Source organism: Streptomyces sp. NPDC025793, assembly GCF_055558375.1.
In genome coordinates, this window is record NZ_JBVHMR010000004.1 from 203,971 (window position 1) to 218,325 (window position 14,355).

Annotated in this window: 14 protein-coding genes and 1 tRNA gene; 9 read left to right on the top strand and 6 right to left on the bottom strand. The window is 72.7% G+C overall.

All coding sequences use genetic code 11. The annotated features are described in order from the left end of the window. Positions 1-11 precede the first annotated feature (11 nt). From ACZ4MF_RS11120 to ACZ4MF_RS11135, 4 genes are all read left to right on the top strand, one after another. Positions 12-989 (top strand): carbohydrate ABC transporter permease, encoded by a 978-nt coding sequence (locus ACZ4MF_RS11120; RefSeq protein WP_467491742.1) that lies wholly within the window; start codon positions 12-14, stop codon positions 987-989. Next, positions 986-1,873, top strand: coding sequence for a carbohydrate ABC transporter permease (locus tag ACZ4MF_RS11125; RefSeq protein ID WP_467491743.1), 888 nt, complete (start codon positions 986-988; stop codon positions 1,871-1,873). The genes ACZ4MF_RS11120 and ACZ4MF_RS11125 overlap by 4 nt, the downstream gene beginning before the upstream one ends. A 167-nt stretch (positions 1,874-2,040) precedes the next feature. Beyond that, on the top strand, positions 2,041-3,420 hold the full coding sequence (locus tag ACZ4MF_RS11130) for a PP2C family protein-serine/threonine phosphatase (protein ID WP_467491744.1): 1,380 nt from the start codon (positions 2,041-2,043) through the stop codon (positions 3,418-3,420). Between the two features lie 21 nt (positions 3,421-3,441). Continuing rightward, positions 3,442-4,455, top strand: coding sequence for an MASE1 domain-containing protein (locus ACZ4MF_RS11135; protein ID WP_467491745.1), 1,014 nt, complete (start codon positions 3,442-3,444; stop codon positions 4,453-4,455). A gap of 28 nt (positions 4,456-4,483) precedes the next feature. Here ACZ4MF_RS11135 and ACZ4MF_RS11140 read toward each other — a convergent pair. Next, positions 4,484-4,560, bottom strand: a tRNA-Pro gene (locus ACZ4MF_RS11140). Positions 4,561-4,665: 105 nt separating this feature from the next. Between ACZ4MF_RS11140 and ACZ4MF_RS11145 the strand changes: the two genes are divergently transcribed. Both ACZ4MF_RS11145 and cobF read left to right on the top strand, forming a co-directional pair. Next, complete coding sequence (locus ACZ4MF_RS11145; protein ID WP_467491746.1) at positions 4,666-5,184, top strand: DUF309 domain-containing protein; 519 nt, start codon at positions 4,666-4,668, stop codon at positions 5,182-5,184. An 81-nt stretch (positions 5,185-5,265) separates the two neighbouring features. After that, entirely contained in the window at positions 5,266-6,039 is a 774-nt protein-coding gene (gene cobF / locus ACZ4MF_RS11150; RefSeq protein ID WP_467491747.1) for a precorrin-6A synthase (deacetylating), read from the top strand. A gap of 9 nt (positions 6,040-6,048) precedes the next feature. On the opposite strand, the gene ACZ4MF_RS11155 is transcribed toward cobF, so the two are convergent. Next, on the bottom strand, positions 6,049-6,795 hold the full coding sequence (locus ACZ4MF_RS11155) for a cobalt-precorrin-6A reductase (RefSeq protein ID WP_467491748.1): 747 nt from the start codon (positions 6,793-6,795) through the stop codon (positions 6,049-6,051). Between the two features lie 61 nt (positions 6,796-6,856). Between ACZ4MF_RS11155 and ACZ4MF_RS11160 the strand changes: the two genes are divergently transcribed. Next, on the top strand, positions 6,857-7,645 hold the full coding sequence (locus ACZ4MF_RS11160) for an HAD-IIA family hydrolase (RefSeq protein ID WP_467491749.1): 789 nt from the start codon (positions 6,857-6,859) through the stop codon (positions 7,643-7,645). 224 nt (positions 7,646-7,869) lie between these two features. On the opposite strand, the gene ACZ4MF_RS11165 is transcribed toward ACZ4MF_RS11160, so the two are convergent. The 3 genes from ACZ4MF_RS11165 to ACZ4MF_RS11175 form a co-directional block, all read right to left on the bottom strand. Then, positions 7,870-8,661 carry a sulfite exporter TauE/SafE family protein gene (locus ACZ4MF_RS11165; protein WP_467491750.1) on the bottom strand — a complete coding sequence of 264 codons (792 nt, stop codon included), beginning with the start codon at positions 8,659-8,661 and terminating at the stop codon, positions 7,870-7,872. 72 nt (positions 8,662-8,733) lie between these two features. After that, positions 8,734-10,260, bottom strand: coding sequence for a long-chain-fatty-acid--CoA ligase (locus tag ACZ4MF_RS11170; RefSeq protein ID WP_467491751.1), 1,527 nt, complete (start codon positions 10,258-10,260; stop codon positions 8,734-8,736). Between the two features lie 69 nt (positions 10,261-10,329). Further along, on the bottom strand, positions 10,330-11,517 hold the full coding sequence (locus ACZ4MF_RS11175; protein WP_467491752.1) for a thiolase family protein: 1,188 nt from the start codon (positions 11,515-11,517) through the stop codon (positions 10,330-10,332). 118 nt (positions 11,518-11,635) lie between these two features. Here ACZ4MF_RS11175 and ACZ4MF_RS11180 point away from each other — a divergent pair, with 118 nt between their 5' ends. After that, positions 11,636-12,451, top strand: a complete 816-nt coding sequence (locus tag ACZ4MF_RS11180; protein ID WP_467491753.1) for an alpha/beta hydrolase — start codon at positions 11,636-11,638, stop codon at positions 12,449-12,451. A 144-nt stretch (positions 12,452-12,595) separates the two neighbouring features. Beyond that, the gene (locus ACZ4MF_RS11185; protein WP_467491754.1) at positions 12,596-13,393 is read left to right on the top strand and encodes an SAM-dependent methyltransferase; all 798 of its coding nucleotides are present in this window, start codon (positions 12,596-12,598) and stop codon (positions 13,391-13,393) included. A gap of 14 nt (positions 13,394-13,407) precedes the next feature. Here ACZ4MF_RS11185 and ACZ4MF_RS11190 read toward each other — a convergent pair whose 3' ends face one another. Beyond that, a complete protein-coding gene (locus ACZ4MF_RS11190; RefSeq protein ID WP_467491755.1) occupies positions 13,408-14,262 on the bottom strand; it encodes a Cof-type HAD-IIB family hydrolase in 855 nt (284 codons plus the stop codon). Positions 14,263-14,355: the final 93 nt, after the last annotated feature.

Sequence of the window (14,355 nt, forward strand, 5' to 3'; positions counted from 1 at the left end):
TGACGACCGACATGACTGACACGACGACGCAGACCCCGGAGGCGGCCGCCGCGCCGCCCCCGGGGCCCACGCCCGGGGCGAAGCGGGCCACGCGGAGCCACCGGCGTCTGCTGACCCGCCGCGACCGGATCACGCTCGGCCTCATGGCGGGCGTGCCGACGATCCTGCACGTGGCCCTCGTCTGGGTCACGGCCCTCGCCTCGATCCTCCTCGCCTTCACCACCTGGGACGGCATCGGGTTCGACTCGATCAAGTGGGTCGGCCTGGAGAACTTCAAGCAACTCTTCAACGACAACCCGCAGTTCTGGCCGGCCCTGCAGCACAACGTCATCTGGTTCGTGGTCCTGATCCTGATCCCGACGCCGTTCGGCCTGTTCCTGGCCGTCCAGCTGGACAAGCGGATCCGCTTCAGCCGGGTCTACCAGACCGCCTTCTTCCTGCCGGTCGTCATCTCGATGGCCTGCATCGGATTCGTCTGGCAGCTCGTCTACAACCCGGACACCGGCCTGATCAACAGCATCATCGGCGCCAACAAGCCCGGCCACTACATCGACTGGATCGGCGACCCGCACCTGAACCTGTGGGCGATCCTCATCGCCGCGTCCTGGCGGCACACCGGCTACATGATGATCCTGTACCTGGCCGGCCTGAAGAGCGTCGACCCGTCGCTGCGCGAGGCCGCCGCACTGGACGGCGCGAACGAGTGGCAGACGTTCAGGAGCGTCATCTTCCCCACCCTGCGCCCGACCAACACGGTCGTCCTCGTCGTCACCATCATCGAGTCGCTGCGCGCCTTCGACCTGGTCTTCGTCTTCAACAAGGGCGCCCAGGGAACGGAGTTGCTGTCGATCCTGGTGACGAACAACATCATCGGCGAGTCCAGCCGGATCGGCTACGGCTCCGCCATCGCCGTCGTCCTGCTGGTCATCTCCCTAGCGGTGATCATCCCGTACCTGATCGCCACCTTCCGGAAGGAGCGGCGCGCATGAGCAGCACCACTCTCCCGCCGACGCGCCGCGCCCCGATCCGCCCGGCCCGGGTGCTGCTGCACGTCTTCCTCGCCGGTACGGCGCTGGCCTGGCTGGCCCCGCTCCTGTGGGCGATCTTCTCGGCCCTGCGGCCGTACAGCGAGACCAGCGCCAAGGGCTACGTCTCCTGGCCCAGCAAGCTGACGTTCGCGAACTTCACGAACGCGTTCCAGCAGTCGGACATGCTGCACTACTTCGGCAACACGCTGATCATCGCGGTGCCGGCCGTGCTGCTGACCCTGTTCCTCTCCTCCTGCGTGGCGTTCTACGTCAGCCGCTTCGACTTCCGCGTCAACCTCGCCCTCCTGCTGGTCTTCACGGCCGGAAACCTCCTCCCCCAGCAGGTCATCATCACCCCGCTGTACCGGCTGTACCTGCTGACCGACCTGCCGGGCATCACGGCGAGCGGCAAGCTGTACGACTCCGCGCTCGGCCTCGTACTCATCCATGTGGCGTTCCAGTCGGGGTTCTGCGCGTTCGTGCTGAGCAACTACATGCGCTCGCTCCCGCACGAGCTGACCGAGGCCGCGCTGGTCGACGGGGCCTCGGTGTGGCGGCTGTACTGGCAGATCACGCTGCCGCTGTGCAAACCGGCGATGGCCGCCCTGGCCACCCTGCTGTCGATCTGGATCTACAACGACTTCTTCTGGGCGCTGGTGCTGATCTCGACCGGTGAGAACATGCCGATCACCTCGGCCCTGAACAACCTCTCCGGCCAGTACTTCACCGACCCCAACCTGGTGGCGGCGGGCTCCCTCCTGACGGCTATCCCCACCCTGATCGTCTACTTCGCCCTCCAGCGCCAGTTCGTCAACGGCCTCACACTCGGCTCCAACAAGGGCTGAACACCTCCTGACCTGCGGCTTTCATCAGCGAATCGGGCAGCGCACCGTACCCGCCCGGGTGGCCTGCGCCCGCGGCGGCCCGGGCGCAGGTGCACAATCAAAGACGACGCAGCGATGGCCGTCGGCCCCGGTGGTGAGGGGGCCCATGGAAGGACGGGGCGTCCGTGATGGCGGGAGAGAGGCAGGGCAGACAACCTCGGCAGCCGCACCTTCCCGACCTGCACGCGCGCCTGCGCTGCGAGCTGGGCCGGACCGACGAGCAGCTGCGTGCCCTGCTGTCCTCCATGGACCGGCTCCAGGGCCTGCTGGACGCGGTGGTGGCCATCAGCCGTGAGGTCGAACTGCCCGCGGTGCTGCAGCGCATCGTGACCACCGCCATGGAGCTGGTCGGCGCCCGGTACGGGGCGCTGGGCGTGCTCGACGCGTCCGGGGACCACCTGGAGCAGTTCGTCACGGCCGGTCTGAGCGAGCGGGAACGCGCGGCGCTGGCAGAGACCGGCCTGCCGCGCGGCCGGGGTGTCCTCGGCCATCTGATCCGCAACCCCGCACCCCTGCGCATCGACGACATCCCGGCCCACCCGTCCTCCACCGGGTTCCCGCCCGGCCATCCGCGCCTGCACAGCCTGCTCGGTGTCGCCATCAGCGTGCGCGGCGAGATCTACGGCGACCTCTACCTGTCCGAGCGGCAGGACGGAAAGCCCTTCGACGTGCACGACGAGAACGTCGTCGTCGCCCTGGCCGGCGCCGCGGGCGTCGCGATCGAGAACGTCCGCCTCTTCGAGCAGATCCGGGTCGGCGCCGAGCAGTTCCAGCGGCTGCTGCTGCCCACCCTGCCCGACCTGCGGCCCTTCACCGCGGCCGCCATCTACCGGCCCGCCGCCGAGCCGAGCCGGCTCGGCGGGGACTGGTACGACGCCGTCCCGCTGCCCGGCCATGTGGTGGCCGTCGTGATCGGTGACGTGGTCGGCCACGATCTGCGGGCCGCGGCCGCGATGGCCTCCACCCGGAACATGATGCGCGCCCTGCTGTTCGACCGGAGCGACCCGCCCGGCGCGGTCCTCGCCCGGCTCGACCGGGCACTGGAGGCCATCACGGACAATCCCGTCACGACCACCACGCTGGCCCGCGTCGAACCGGAGGGAGCGGGCTGGCGACTGCGCTGGAGCACCGCGGGCCACGTCCCGCCCCTGCTGCTCACCCGTGAGCGCCGCGCGACGTACCTGCTCGGCGAGCCCGGACTGCCGCTCGGCGTCGACACCGGACAGCCGCGCCCGGACCACTCCCGGCTGCTGCCCCCGGACGCCACCCTGATCTTCTTCACGGACGGGCTGGTCGAGCATCCCGAGCACCCCATCGACGAGCGGCTGAACGTACTCGCCCAGCTCGCCGTGGAACACTCCGGGCTGTCCCTGCCCGCGTTCGTCCGGGCCCTGGCCGAGCACCACCCCAGCGACGGTCACGACGACATGGCCATCCTCGCCGTCCGCACACCGCCCGGCGACATGGAGCATCCGGGACAACCGGCGGATGATGGACCTCGGGGGTGACATCGACGCGGAGGTCGCCCGATGCCCGACGCGCGGCAGGTGCGGCTCGGCCGCAGTGGTGCGGTGGCCGTTCTGGAGATCTGTGCCATGACCGCGCTCTATTACGGCTCGGCCAGGCTGGGCCTGCTCCAGCAGCTGGTGCGCGGCCAGGTCACCCCGCTGTGGCCGCCGAGCGGAATCGCGCTGGCGGGCCTGCTCCTGCGCGGCTGGAAGCCCTGGCCCGGGATCGCGCTCGGCGCGTTCCTGGTCAACATCTCGCTGGGGCCGTCGCTCCCGGCCGTACTCGCGATCGCGGCGGGCAACACCCTGGCGCCCGTCTGCTCCTGCGCACTGCTGCGCCGCATGGGACTGCGGAACGAGCTGGACCGGCTGCGGGACGCACTCGCCCTGATCTTCCTCGGTGCGTTCACCGGGATGCTGATCAGCGCGACGGTGGGCAGCGGAACCCTGGTCCTCGCGGGCGTCCTGAACGCCGAGGGCTTCTGGCCGACGTGGTCGGTCTGGTGGACCGGCGACGCGATGGGCGTGCTCGTGGTCACACCGGTCCTGCTCGTCCTCAGCTCGGCCCACCGGCCGAAGGAGGTGCTGCCCCTGCGGTGGGCGGAGGGGGTGCTGCTGGCGGCGGCCACCGTCGGCGTCGGTGTCGTCGAGTCCGGGGACACGCCGCTGCTGTTCCTCGGCTTCCCGCTGCTGATCTGGGCGGCCTTCCGCTTCCAGCTGGCCGGGGCCGCACCCTGTGCGCTGGCCGTGTCCACCTTCGCGGTCATCACCGCCGGACGCGGATCAGGCCCGTTCTCCCATCACGACCTGCTCACCAGCATGATCACCCTCCAGGCGTTCAACGGCTCCGCCTCGCTGACCGCGCTGCTGGTCGCGGCGGTCATCAGCGAGCGGAACGAGACCCAGCGCGAGATCGCGCGGGCCTGCGGGCAGCTCGCCGGGATGGTGGCCAGGATCGCCACCGGCGACCATCGCCCGACGCTCCCCGGCGAGGACGGGCCCACGGAAACGAGAAGGTCGTCTCCTCATCCCTGAGAAGACGACCTCCGACCTGCTGCAAAGCTGGTCGGGACGACAGGATTTGAACCTGCGACCCCTTGACCCCCAGTCAAGTGCGCTACCAAGCTGCGCCACGTCCCGATGCGCTCACTCGCGGTGAACCGCGTGATCGCGCGAACAGAACTTTACCCCACGTCCGGGGGTGCGCCGAAGAGCGGCCGCGGGGAGCGGGGGAGAATCGGCGCCATGACGAACGCGGGCGCATCGGATGCCAGGGACCGCGACGCCGACGGGCGGGCGCGCAACGCTCGGCCCCGGGACGGGCTCGGGCGCCCGCTGCCCTACGGCACGCAGGGCGTGCCCCGGCAGCCGGAGGGGGTCGTGCGGGCGCCCGACGAGACGGTCGCCGAGGCGCAGGCCCTGCTGGCGGCGGGCAGGCCCTTCCACGCGCACGAGGTCTTCGAGGACGCCTGGAAGTCGGGTCCCGAGGACGAGCGGGCACTGTGGCGGGGGCTGGCCCAGCTGGCGGTGGGGCTCACCCACGCGGCGCGCGGCAACGCCGTCGGCGGGGCACGCCTGCTGCGGCGGGGCGCGGGGGCGGTGGCGGCGTGGGAGAAGGAGCGCGGCGAGGACCGGCCCTACGGGATGGATCTCGCCGGGCTCGCCCGGTGGGCGCGGGAGCTGGCGCAGCGGGTTGAGCAGGGAGCCGGCCCGGTGGATCCGGTCGCCGAGGCGCCTCGGCTCGGGTGGGGCGAGCCGCGCTGACCGGCAGGGCCGGCCGGCCGTGCTGACCGTGCGTGCGGAGGCGGTGGACGCGTGGTCAACGGCATGCGGCAGACTCGGGGCGTGCGAAAGATTCATGTCATCGGTATCGGCGCGGGCGACCCCGACCAGCTGACCCTGCAGGCCGTCAAGGCGCTGCGGAGCACGGACGTGTTCTTCCTGCTCGACAAGGGCGAGGTGAAGAGCGATCTCACCCAGCTCCGCCGGGACATGCTCGACACGCATCTGCCCGCGGGGTCGTACCGGGTGGTGGAGGCCCGTGACCCCGAGCGGGACCGGACGGCGGGCGGCTCGGCGTACTCGCCGGCGGTGGAGGACTGGCGCAGCGCCCGCGCCGGGATCTACGAGCGGCTGATCGCCGAGGAACTGGACGAGGACGGCACCGGCGCGTTCCTGGTGTGGGGCGATCCGGCGCTGTACGACAGCACGCTCGGGATCCTGGAGGAGGTGCTGGCGCGCGGGGCGGTCGCGTTCGAGTACGTCGTCGTCCCCGGCATCAGCAGTGTCTCCACGCTGGTCGCCCGGCATCGCACGGGGCTGAACCGGGTGGCGCGGCCGGTGCAGATCACCACCGGTCGGCGGCTCGCCGAGGGCTTCCCGGAGGACGTGGACGACGTGGTGGTGATGCTGGACGCGCACCAGACGTTCCGCAGGTACGCCGAGGACGACATCGACATCTACTGGGGCGCGTACCTCGGTACCGCGGACGAGATCCTGGTCTCCGGCCCGATCGCCGAGGCCGCCGAACGCATCGAGCGGGTGCGGGCCGAGGCACGCGAGCGCAAGGGCTGGATCATGGACACGTATCTGCTGCGCAGGAACCCGGGCGAGCAGTAGGGTCGGCCGTCAGGCCGGGCCGAGTCCGAGCCGCTCCCGTACGGCCGCCACGTCGGGCACCGCCGTCACGTCCGGGGGCAGCGCGGGGCGGCGTACCACGACGACGGGCAGCCCGAGGTCCCTCGCGGCGGTCAGTTTCGCGGCCGTGGCCCCGCCGCCGCTGTCCTTGGTCACCAGGACGTCGATGCGGTGGGCGCGCAGCAGGTCCGTCTCGTCGGCGACGGTGAACGGTCCGCGCGCGAGGACCAGTTCGGTGTGCGGGGGCAGCGGCGGCTCGGGCGGGTCGACCGACCGGACGACGAAGTGCAGGCCGGTCAGCCGGGCGAACACCGCGAGACCCAGCCGGCCGGTGCTGAGGAACACCCGGCGGCCGAGGCGGGGCAGGGTCTCAGCCACGGCCGGCAGGGAGGGGACGTCGTACCAGCGGTCCCCCGGCACCGGTCGCCAGCCGGGCCTGCGCAGGACGGTCAGCGGGATCCCGGTGGCGGCCGCCGCGCGGGCCGCGTTGGCCGTGATCGACTCGGCGAAGGGGTGGGTGGCGTCGACCAGCGCGTCCACGTGGTGGGCGCGCAGCCAGTCGGCGAGGCCCTGCGCGCCGCCGAAGCCGCCGGTCCGCACCTCGCCGGGCAGCGCGCCCGGGGTGGCGACCCGGCCGGCCAGGGACGTGGTGACCCGGACGCCGGGGCGGGCGGCGAGGTCGGCGGCGAGGCGACGGGCCTCGGTGGTGCCGCCGAGGATCAGGACGTGCGCGGGCATAGGGGTGAGCGTAGGCGGTCGTACGGGCCCGTGCGGCGCCCGGGTCGCTACGGTCGGGGCCATGGAATCCGTGCGGGCCGTGCTGATCGACATCGACGGTGTCCTCACCGTCTCCTGGAAGCCGCTGCCGGGTGCGGTGGCGGCGCTGCGGGCGGTCCGGGACGCGGGGCTGGGGGTGGTCCTGGTGACCAACACCACCTCCCGGTCCCGGGCGTCCGTCGCCGCGGCGCTCGCCCGGGCGGGGTTCCCGGTGGGCGCCGCGGACGTCCTGACGGCCCCCGCCGCCACCGCCGACCGGCTGGCCGGGGCCCGCGTCGCGCTGCTGAACAGCGGGGACGTCGGGGAGGATCTGGCGGGGATCACCCTCGTCGGGGAACGCGACGACGACGTCCCGGACGTCGTGCTGCTCGGCGGCGCCGGAGCGGAGTTCGGTTACGAGGCGCTCAATCGGGCCTTCGGCCGGATCCGGCGGGGCGCGCGGCTGGTCGCCATGCACCGGAACCTGTACTGGCGCACCGACGAGGGACTCCAGCTGGACACGGGGGCGTTCCTGGCGGGCCTGGAGGCGGCCGCGGGGGTCGAGGCGGAGGTCACCGGGAAACCGTCGCGGGCGTTCTTCGAGGCGGCCCTCGGGCGTCTCGGCGTCGGCGCGGAGCAGGCGTTGATGGTCGGGGACGACGTCGAGTACGACGTCCTCGCGGCGCAACGGCTCGGCATCACCGGGGTGTTGGTGCGTACGGGCAAGTTCCTGTCGCGGAGCCTGGAGCGGGCGAGCGGGCGCCCGGACCACGTCCTGGACTCCTTCGCGGACCTCCCGGCCCTGCTGGGGCTGTCGTCGCCCTCGGCCTAGGTTCTGTCGTCACCTTCCCGCCTGCCGTGCGACGCCTGGCACGCGCTCCCCCGGAGGGGGCACCCCGAGCCGCGTTGTCGTCGGTCGCCGACTTCCCCGCGCTCGGCTTCGCTCGCGCGGGAGGGGCCCCATCGCGTCGACTCCCTCCTCCGCCGTGCAGCCGCACGCACCAGGCGCCGCGCGGCCCGCCCTTCGGGCGGACGAAGGGAATGTGACGACAGGCCCTAGCGCAGGAGCAGCTGGACCCCGCCGACGACCGTCGCCGCGATCACGAGTTGTTCGAAGAGTCGCTGGTTGATCCTGCTCACAGCCCACTTGCCGATGAGCGCACCGGGCACGACGAACACCGCGAGCGCGGCGTCGAGGAGCAGCGAGCGTCCGTCGATCAGGCCGAGGCCGGCGCTGAACGGCACCTTGGACAGGTTCACGATCAGGAAGAAGAACGCCGACGTGCCGAGGAAGCCCAGCTTCCGGAAGCCGGCCGAGAGCAGATACAGCGACATCACCGGGCCCCCCGCGTTGGCGACCATCGTCGTGAACCCGCCGAGCACGCCGTACGAGCGCGCCTTCGCCCGGCCCGCCCGACCGGTCACGGCGTCCGGCTCGTCCTGCTCGTCCGCCCCGCCCGCGCGCTCCGCCCGGCGCCGCCGCCACAGCGTGACACCGGCCATCAGCAGCAGGATCGCGCCGATGGAGGTCCGCACGACCCCGTCGCCGGCCCACACCAGGAACAGCGTGCCGAGCACGACCCCGGCCGCGACGGCGGGGAACAGCCGCCACAGGGTGGGCCAGTGGGCGTGCCGCCGGTAGGTGAGGACGGCGAGGACGTCGCCGGCGATCAGGACGGGCAGCAGCACGCCGGTGGAGGCGCGGGCGGGCAGGACGGCGGCGAAGACGGCGAGGCTCACCGTGTTGGCCCCGCTCACCGCGGTCTTGGAGAAGCCGACGAGGAGGGCCGCGAAGGCGAGCGCGGCGAACTCCCCGCCGGATATGTGCCAGAGCGTCATCGTGTTCATGCGGAGACCGATGCTATGTCCGGACAAGCCTCCGGCGTAAGCACCGTCTCGCCTGGTGACCCCTGCCGCCCGCTATGACTGATCGGCGCACTTTTCCGCGTACGTCGCCCGGAGCTCCCGCTTCAGCACCTTCATGCTGGGGCCCAGCGGCAGCGCGTCCGTGAACTCCACGCGCCGAGGGTACTTGTGCCGCCCCAGGTGCTCCTTGGACCACTCGGTGAGCGCGGCGGCGTCGGGGGCGGTGCCCGGCGCCGGCACGACGACGGCACACACCTCCTCGCCGTGCAGTTCGTCGGGCAGGCCGATGACCGCGACCTGGGCGATCGAGGGGTGGCGGGCCAGGACCTCCTCGACCTCCCTCGGGTACACGTTGTAGCCGCCGCGGATGATGACGTCCTTCTTGCGGTCGACGATGCGCAGGAAGCCCTCGTCGTCCTTGGTGCCGAGGTCGCCGGTGCGGAACCAGCCGTCTACCAGGGCCTCGGCCGTGGCCCGGGGCCGCCCGAGGTAACCGGAGAAGACGTTGTGGCCGCGGATGACGACCTCGCCCAGCTCGCCCGCCGGCAGCAGCTCGACGCGGTCCTCCACCTCGGCACGGGCGATCTCCACGTCGACGCCCCACAGCGGGTGGCCGATGGTGCCGGGCCTGGTGCCGAACAGCGGCTGGTTGACGGTGGCGGTCGGCGAGGTCTCCGACAGCCCGTACCCCTCGTAGATCCGCGTGCCGAACGCCTCTTCGAACCGCTCCAGCACGGCCGCGGGTAGCGAGGCCCCGCCGGAGACGCAGACCCGCAGCTCGGGCAGCCGCTCCGCCCGCGCCGCGGCCGCCGCGAGGGCGACGTACATGGTCGGCACGCCCTGGAAGGTGTTGACGCCCTCCGCGACCATCAGCTCGATGGCGCGGGCCGCGTCGAAGCGGGGCAGCAGGACGAGCGTGGCGCCCGCCCGCCAGGTGGAGTTGAGCGAGACGGTCTGCCCGAAGGCGTGGAACAGCGGCAGGGCGCCGAGGGCGATGTCGTCGGGGCGGATGTCGTTGGCGTCGAAGGCGTTGACCGTCGCGTTCATCACGATGTTGAAGTGGCTGAGGACCGCGCCCTTGGGGACGCCGGTCGTGCCGCTCGTGTAGAAGATCACGGCCGGGTCGTCGGCGGCCCGGCTGACGTACGACACCAGCGGCTCGGCCCGCGCCGCGAGCCTGTCGAACTCCTCGCCCAGGGTGATCACTCGGACCCCGAGGGCCTCGGCGGCGGCCCGCCCGGTCGCCGCCTGGGCCGGGTGCACGAGCAGCAGGCTCGCCCCGCTGTCCCGCAGCACGTGCTCGACCTCGCCGGCCGACAGCAGCAGGTGCACCGGTACGACGACTCCGCCCGCCGCGACGGTCGCGTAGTAGGCGACGGGGAACTCGGCGGTGTTGGGGGCCATCAGCGCGACCCGGTCCCCCGGCCGTACGCCGAGCCCGGTGAGGGCGCCCGCCCGGGCGAGGGAGCGCTGCCACACCTCGCCGAAGGTGAGCCGCAGTTCACCTTCCACGAGGGCGGTCTTGCCGGGACGGCGCCTGGCGTTCTCGGCGAGGATGGCGGCGACGGACAGGGTTGCCATGGAGGGGTGCTCCGTTTCCTTGCTGCGGCTCGTACTACCGAACTCCCTCGTGGGGAGCGTCTGTTGAGGTCAGTCCCGCGCCACCAGCAGGGCGCTGCCCTGTCCCACGCCCACGCACATGGTCGCGAGTCCGCGCTGCGCGCCCGTGCGGCGCATGCGGTGCAGCAGCGTCGTCAGAATGCGGGCGCCGGAGCAGCCGAGGGGGTGGCCGAGGGCGATGGCGCCGCCGGTCGGGTTGACCAGGTCCGGGTCGATGCCGAGCTGGTCGACGCAGGCGAGGGCCTGTGCGGCGAACGCCTCGTTGAACTCGGCCTCCTGGAGGTCCGCGACGTCCCAGCCGGCCCGGTCCAGCGCCTTGCGGGTGGCCGGCACCGGGCCGATGCCCATGACGTCGGGGTGCACGCCCGCGGAGGCGCCCGCGACGTAGCGGCCGAGGGACTCCAGGCCCAGCTCCTCCAGGGCCTCCTCGCTGACCAGCAGCAGTCCGGCCGCGCCGTCGTTCATCGGCGAGGCGTTGCCCGCCGTGACCGTCCCGCCCTGCCGGAAGACCGGCTTCAACCGTGACAGCTTCTCCAGCGACGTGTCCTCGCGGACGCACTCGTCCTGCTCGACCACGACACCGTCCGGCCGCTCCACGGGCAGGAGTTCGGCGTCGAAGTGGCCGTTCTTCCGTGCGACGGCGGCCCGTTGGTGGCTGCGCAGGGCGAACTCGTCCTGCCGGTCGCGGGAGATGCCGTACCGCTCGGCGACCTCCTCGGCGGTCTCGCCCATGGACAGCAGGCCGTGCAGGTCCTTCATCGCCGGGTTCACCAGGCGCCAGCCGAGCCGGGTGTCGTGGGTCTCGATGCGCGGCGGCAGGGCCTCGTCGGGGCGGGGCAGCACGAAGGGGGCCCGGCTCATGGACTCGGAGCCGCCGGCGATCACGATGTCGGCCTCGCCGGCCGCGATGGTGCGGGCGGCCGAGGTGACCGCTTCCAGGCCGGAGGCGCACAGCCGGTTGACGGTGGCGCCGGGCACGGACTCGGGGAGCCCGGCGAGGAGGACGGCCATCCGGGCGACGTCGCGGTTGTCCTCGCCGGCCTGGTTGGCCGCGCCCCAGTAGACGTCGTCGATCCGGGCCGGGTCGAGCGCGGGCACGCCGGCGACCAGTGCGCGGATCACCGTGGCGGCCAGGTCGTCGGGCCGGACACCCGACAGGGCTCCGCGCAGTTTGCCGATGGGGGTGCGGCGGGCGGCCGCGAAGTGGACGGGACGCACGACTTCGACTCCTGACCGACGGGTGTCATTAATTAGCACTGCTAGTTTTGGACTATAGACCTCGGACCGGCCCGCTGGGAAGATCCTCCCGGCCTTCACCGAGTCGCCCGGAGGAGACATGCCCCACGTCCGCGAGCACACCCTCGACGGCACCCGCGGCCCCGTCGCCGTACGCGAGTGGCCGCACCCGGCGCCCCGCTACCTGGCCCTGGTGGTGCACGGGTACGGCGAGCACGCGGGCCGCTACGACGACCTCGCGGCCGTCCTGAACGCGCACGGGGCCGCCGTGTACGGGCCCGATCACGTCGGCCACGGCCGCTCGGCCGGGGAACGCGTGGTGATCGAGGACTTCGAGGACGTCGTCACCGATGTGCACGGCGCGGCGGACCTCGCCCGCCGCGCCCACCCCGGCCTGCCGCTCGTCGTGGTCGGCCACTCCATGGGCGGGCTGATCGCGGCCCGCTTCGCCCAGCGGTACGGCGCCGAGCTGAGCGCGCTGATCCTGTCCGGGCCGGTGATCGGCGCCTGGGAGCTGCCGGGGCGGCTGCTGGCGCTGCCGCAGATCCCGGACGTCCCGGTGAGCCCGGCCGCGCTGTCCCGGGACCCGGCCGCGGGCGCCGCCTACGCCGCCGATCCGCTGGTGTGGCACGGGCCGATGAAGCGGCCGACGCTGGAGGCGTTCGTCCGGACGCTGGAGACCGTCGAGCAGGGCGGCGACGTGGGCGGGCTGCCGCTGCTGTGGCTGCACGGCGACGACGACCGGCTGGTGCCGCTGCCCGGCAGCCGGACCGGCGTGGAGCGGCTGAGCGGCGGGCGGCTGACCCAGAGGGTCTTCGCCGGGGCGCGGCACGAGGTGTTCCACGAGACGGAGCCGGACCGGGCGGCGGCCTTCGCGGAGGTGCGCCGCTTCCTGGACCGCACCCTGCCCGGCTGACACCTCAACGGGCCTTGCCGGACTGCAGGTTGAGGGGGTGCCGGTATCCGTGGGGGGGCGTGCGCTGGATGGCGTGATCGTGCCAGACTGCTGCCCGCACGTCCCGGAGCGACCACCGGGACCGGCCGAGCGGAGGAGCAGCACGTGACGGGGACCGAGCCGGCCGCATCGCGCATCGACACCACCCGGCCGCATCCGGCCCGGGTGTACGACTGGTTCCTCGGCGGCAAGGACAACTACCCGGTCGACGAGGAACTGGGCCGCCGGATCACGGCGATCGACGAGGGCGCCCTGCGCGCCGCGCGCGCCAACCGGGCGTTCATGCAGCGCGCCGCACGCACCGTGGCCGAGGACGGCATCCGCCAGTTCCTGGACATCGGCACCGGCATACCGACCGAGCCGAACCTGCACCAGATCGCGCAGTCGGTGGCCCCGGACAGCCGGGTGGTCTACGTCGACAACGACCCGATCGTCCTCGCCCACGCGAGCGCGCTGCTGCGGGGCACCCCCGAGGGCGTCACGGAGTACGTCCAGGCCGACGCCCGCGATCCCCGTTCCATCCTCGAACAGGCCGCCCGGGTCCTGGACTTCGGCCGTCCCGTCGCCCTGTCCCTGATCGCGCTGCTGCACTTCGTGGCCGACGAGGACGGCGCCCACGAGCTGGTCTCCACGCTGGTGGACGCGCTGGCGCCGGGCAGCCGGCTGGTGCTGTCGATGATGACGGCGGACTTCGAGCGGGAGAACGTCGAGAAGGGCATCGCGGCCTACGCCGCGGGCGGGGTGACCCTGGTGGCCCGCTCCCGCGACGAGGTGGCCGCGTTCTTCCGGGGCCTCGACCTGCTGGAGCCGGGCGTCGTGTCGGTCGCCGACTGGCGCGCGGACAGGGCACCGGACGACCGGGGCCCCATCTCCCTGTACGGCGCGGTCGCCGTCAAGCCCTGACCCGGGCCCCTCGGTTACAGGCCGAGGACCCTGGAGATGGTCCGCAGCACGCCGTTGTCGTCGTTGGACGGTGCCAGGTGGCGGGCCCGGCTCACGACCTCGGGGTGGGCGCCCGCCATGGCGAAGGACCAGTCGGCCGCGTCGAGCATCTCCAGGTCGTTGAGGTAGTCGCCGAAGACCATGGTCTGCGCGGGCGTGATGCCGAGCGCCCGCTGCAGGCCGCGCAGGGCGGTGCCCTTGTTGGCCGTGCGGTTCATGACGTCGACCCAGTGCTCGCCGGAGACGACGACCTGATGGGTGCCGGCGAACTCGGCGAGCGCGGGGGCGGTGGTGTGCTCGGCGGACCCGAAGTCGAGCAGCGCGACCTTGATCACGTCGTCGTCGACGGCCGTGAGGTCCGCCACGACGCGGTGCTCGGCGTAGTACGTGCGCACCTCCGCCAGGAACGCCTCGTCGGTCCGCTCCACGTACGCCGCCCGCTTGCCGCACACCACGGCGCCCACGTCCACACCGTCCTCGGCCAGTCCCCGAACCGTCCGGACGATCCGCGCGGCCACCGACGCGTCGAGGGTGTCGGAGCTGAGCTCCACACCGTCGCGGACCACGTACGTGCCGTTCTCCGCGATGAACACCATGCCCTCGGCGACCTCGGCGAACTGCCGGGCCAGCGTGGCGTACTGGCGGCCGCTGGCGGGGCTGAACAGCACGCCGCGGCGGCGCAGTTCGGCGAGCATCGGCCACAGGCCCTCGGGTATCCGCTTGGCGTTGTCCAGCAGTGTGCCGTCCATGTCGGTGACGATCAGCCGGATGTCGGCGGGACCCGCGGGCAGGCCGGCGGTGTCGGGGAGGGGCGCGGGCGTGGCGGGCATGTCCTGCTTCCGGTCGGGGGGAGTGACGGCGTCCAGTGTTCCTCATGCGATCGTTCCTCGTGCGACGCGGTGTCCCGGAGCCGGTCCCCGGTG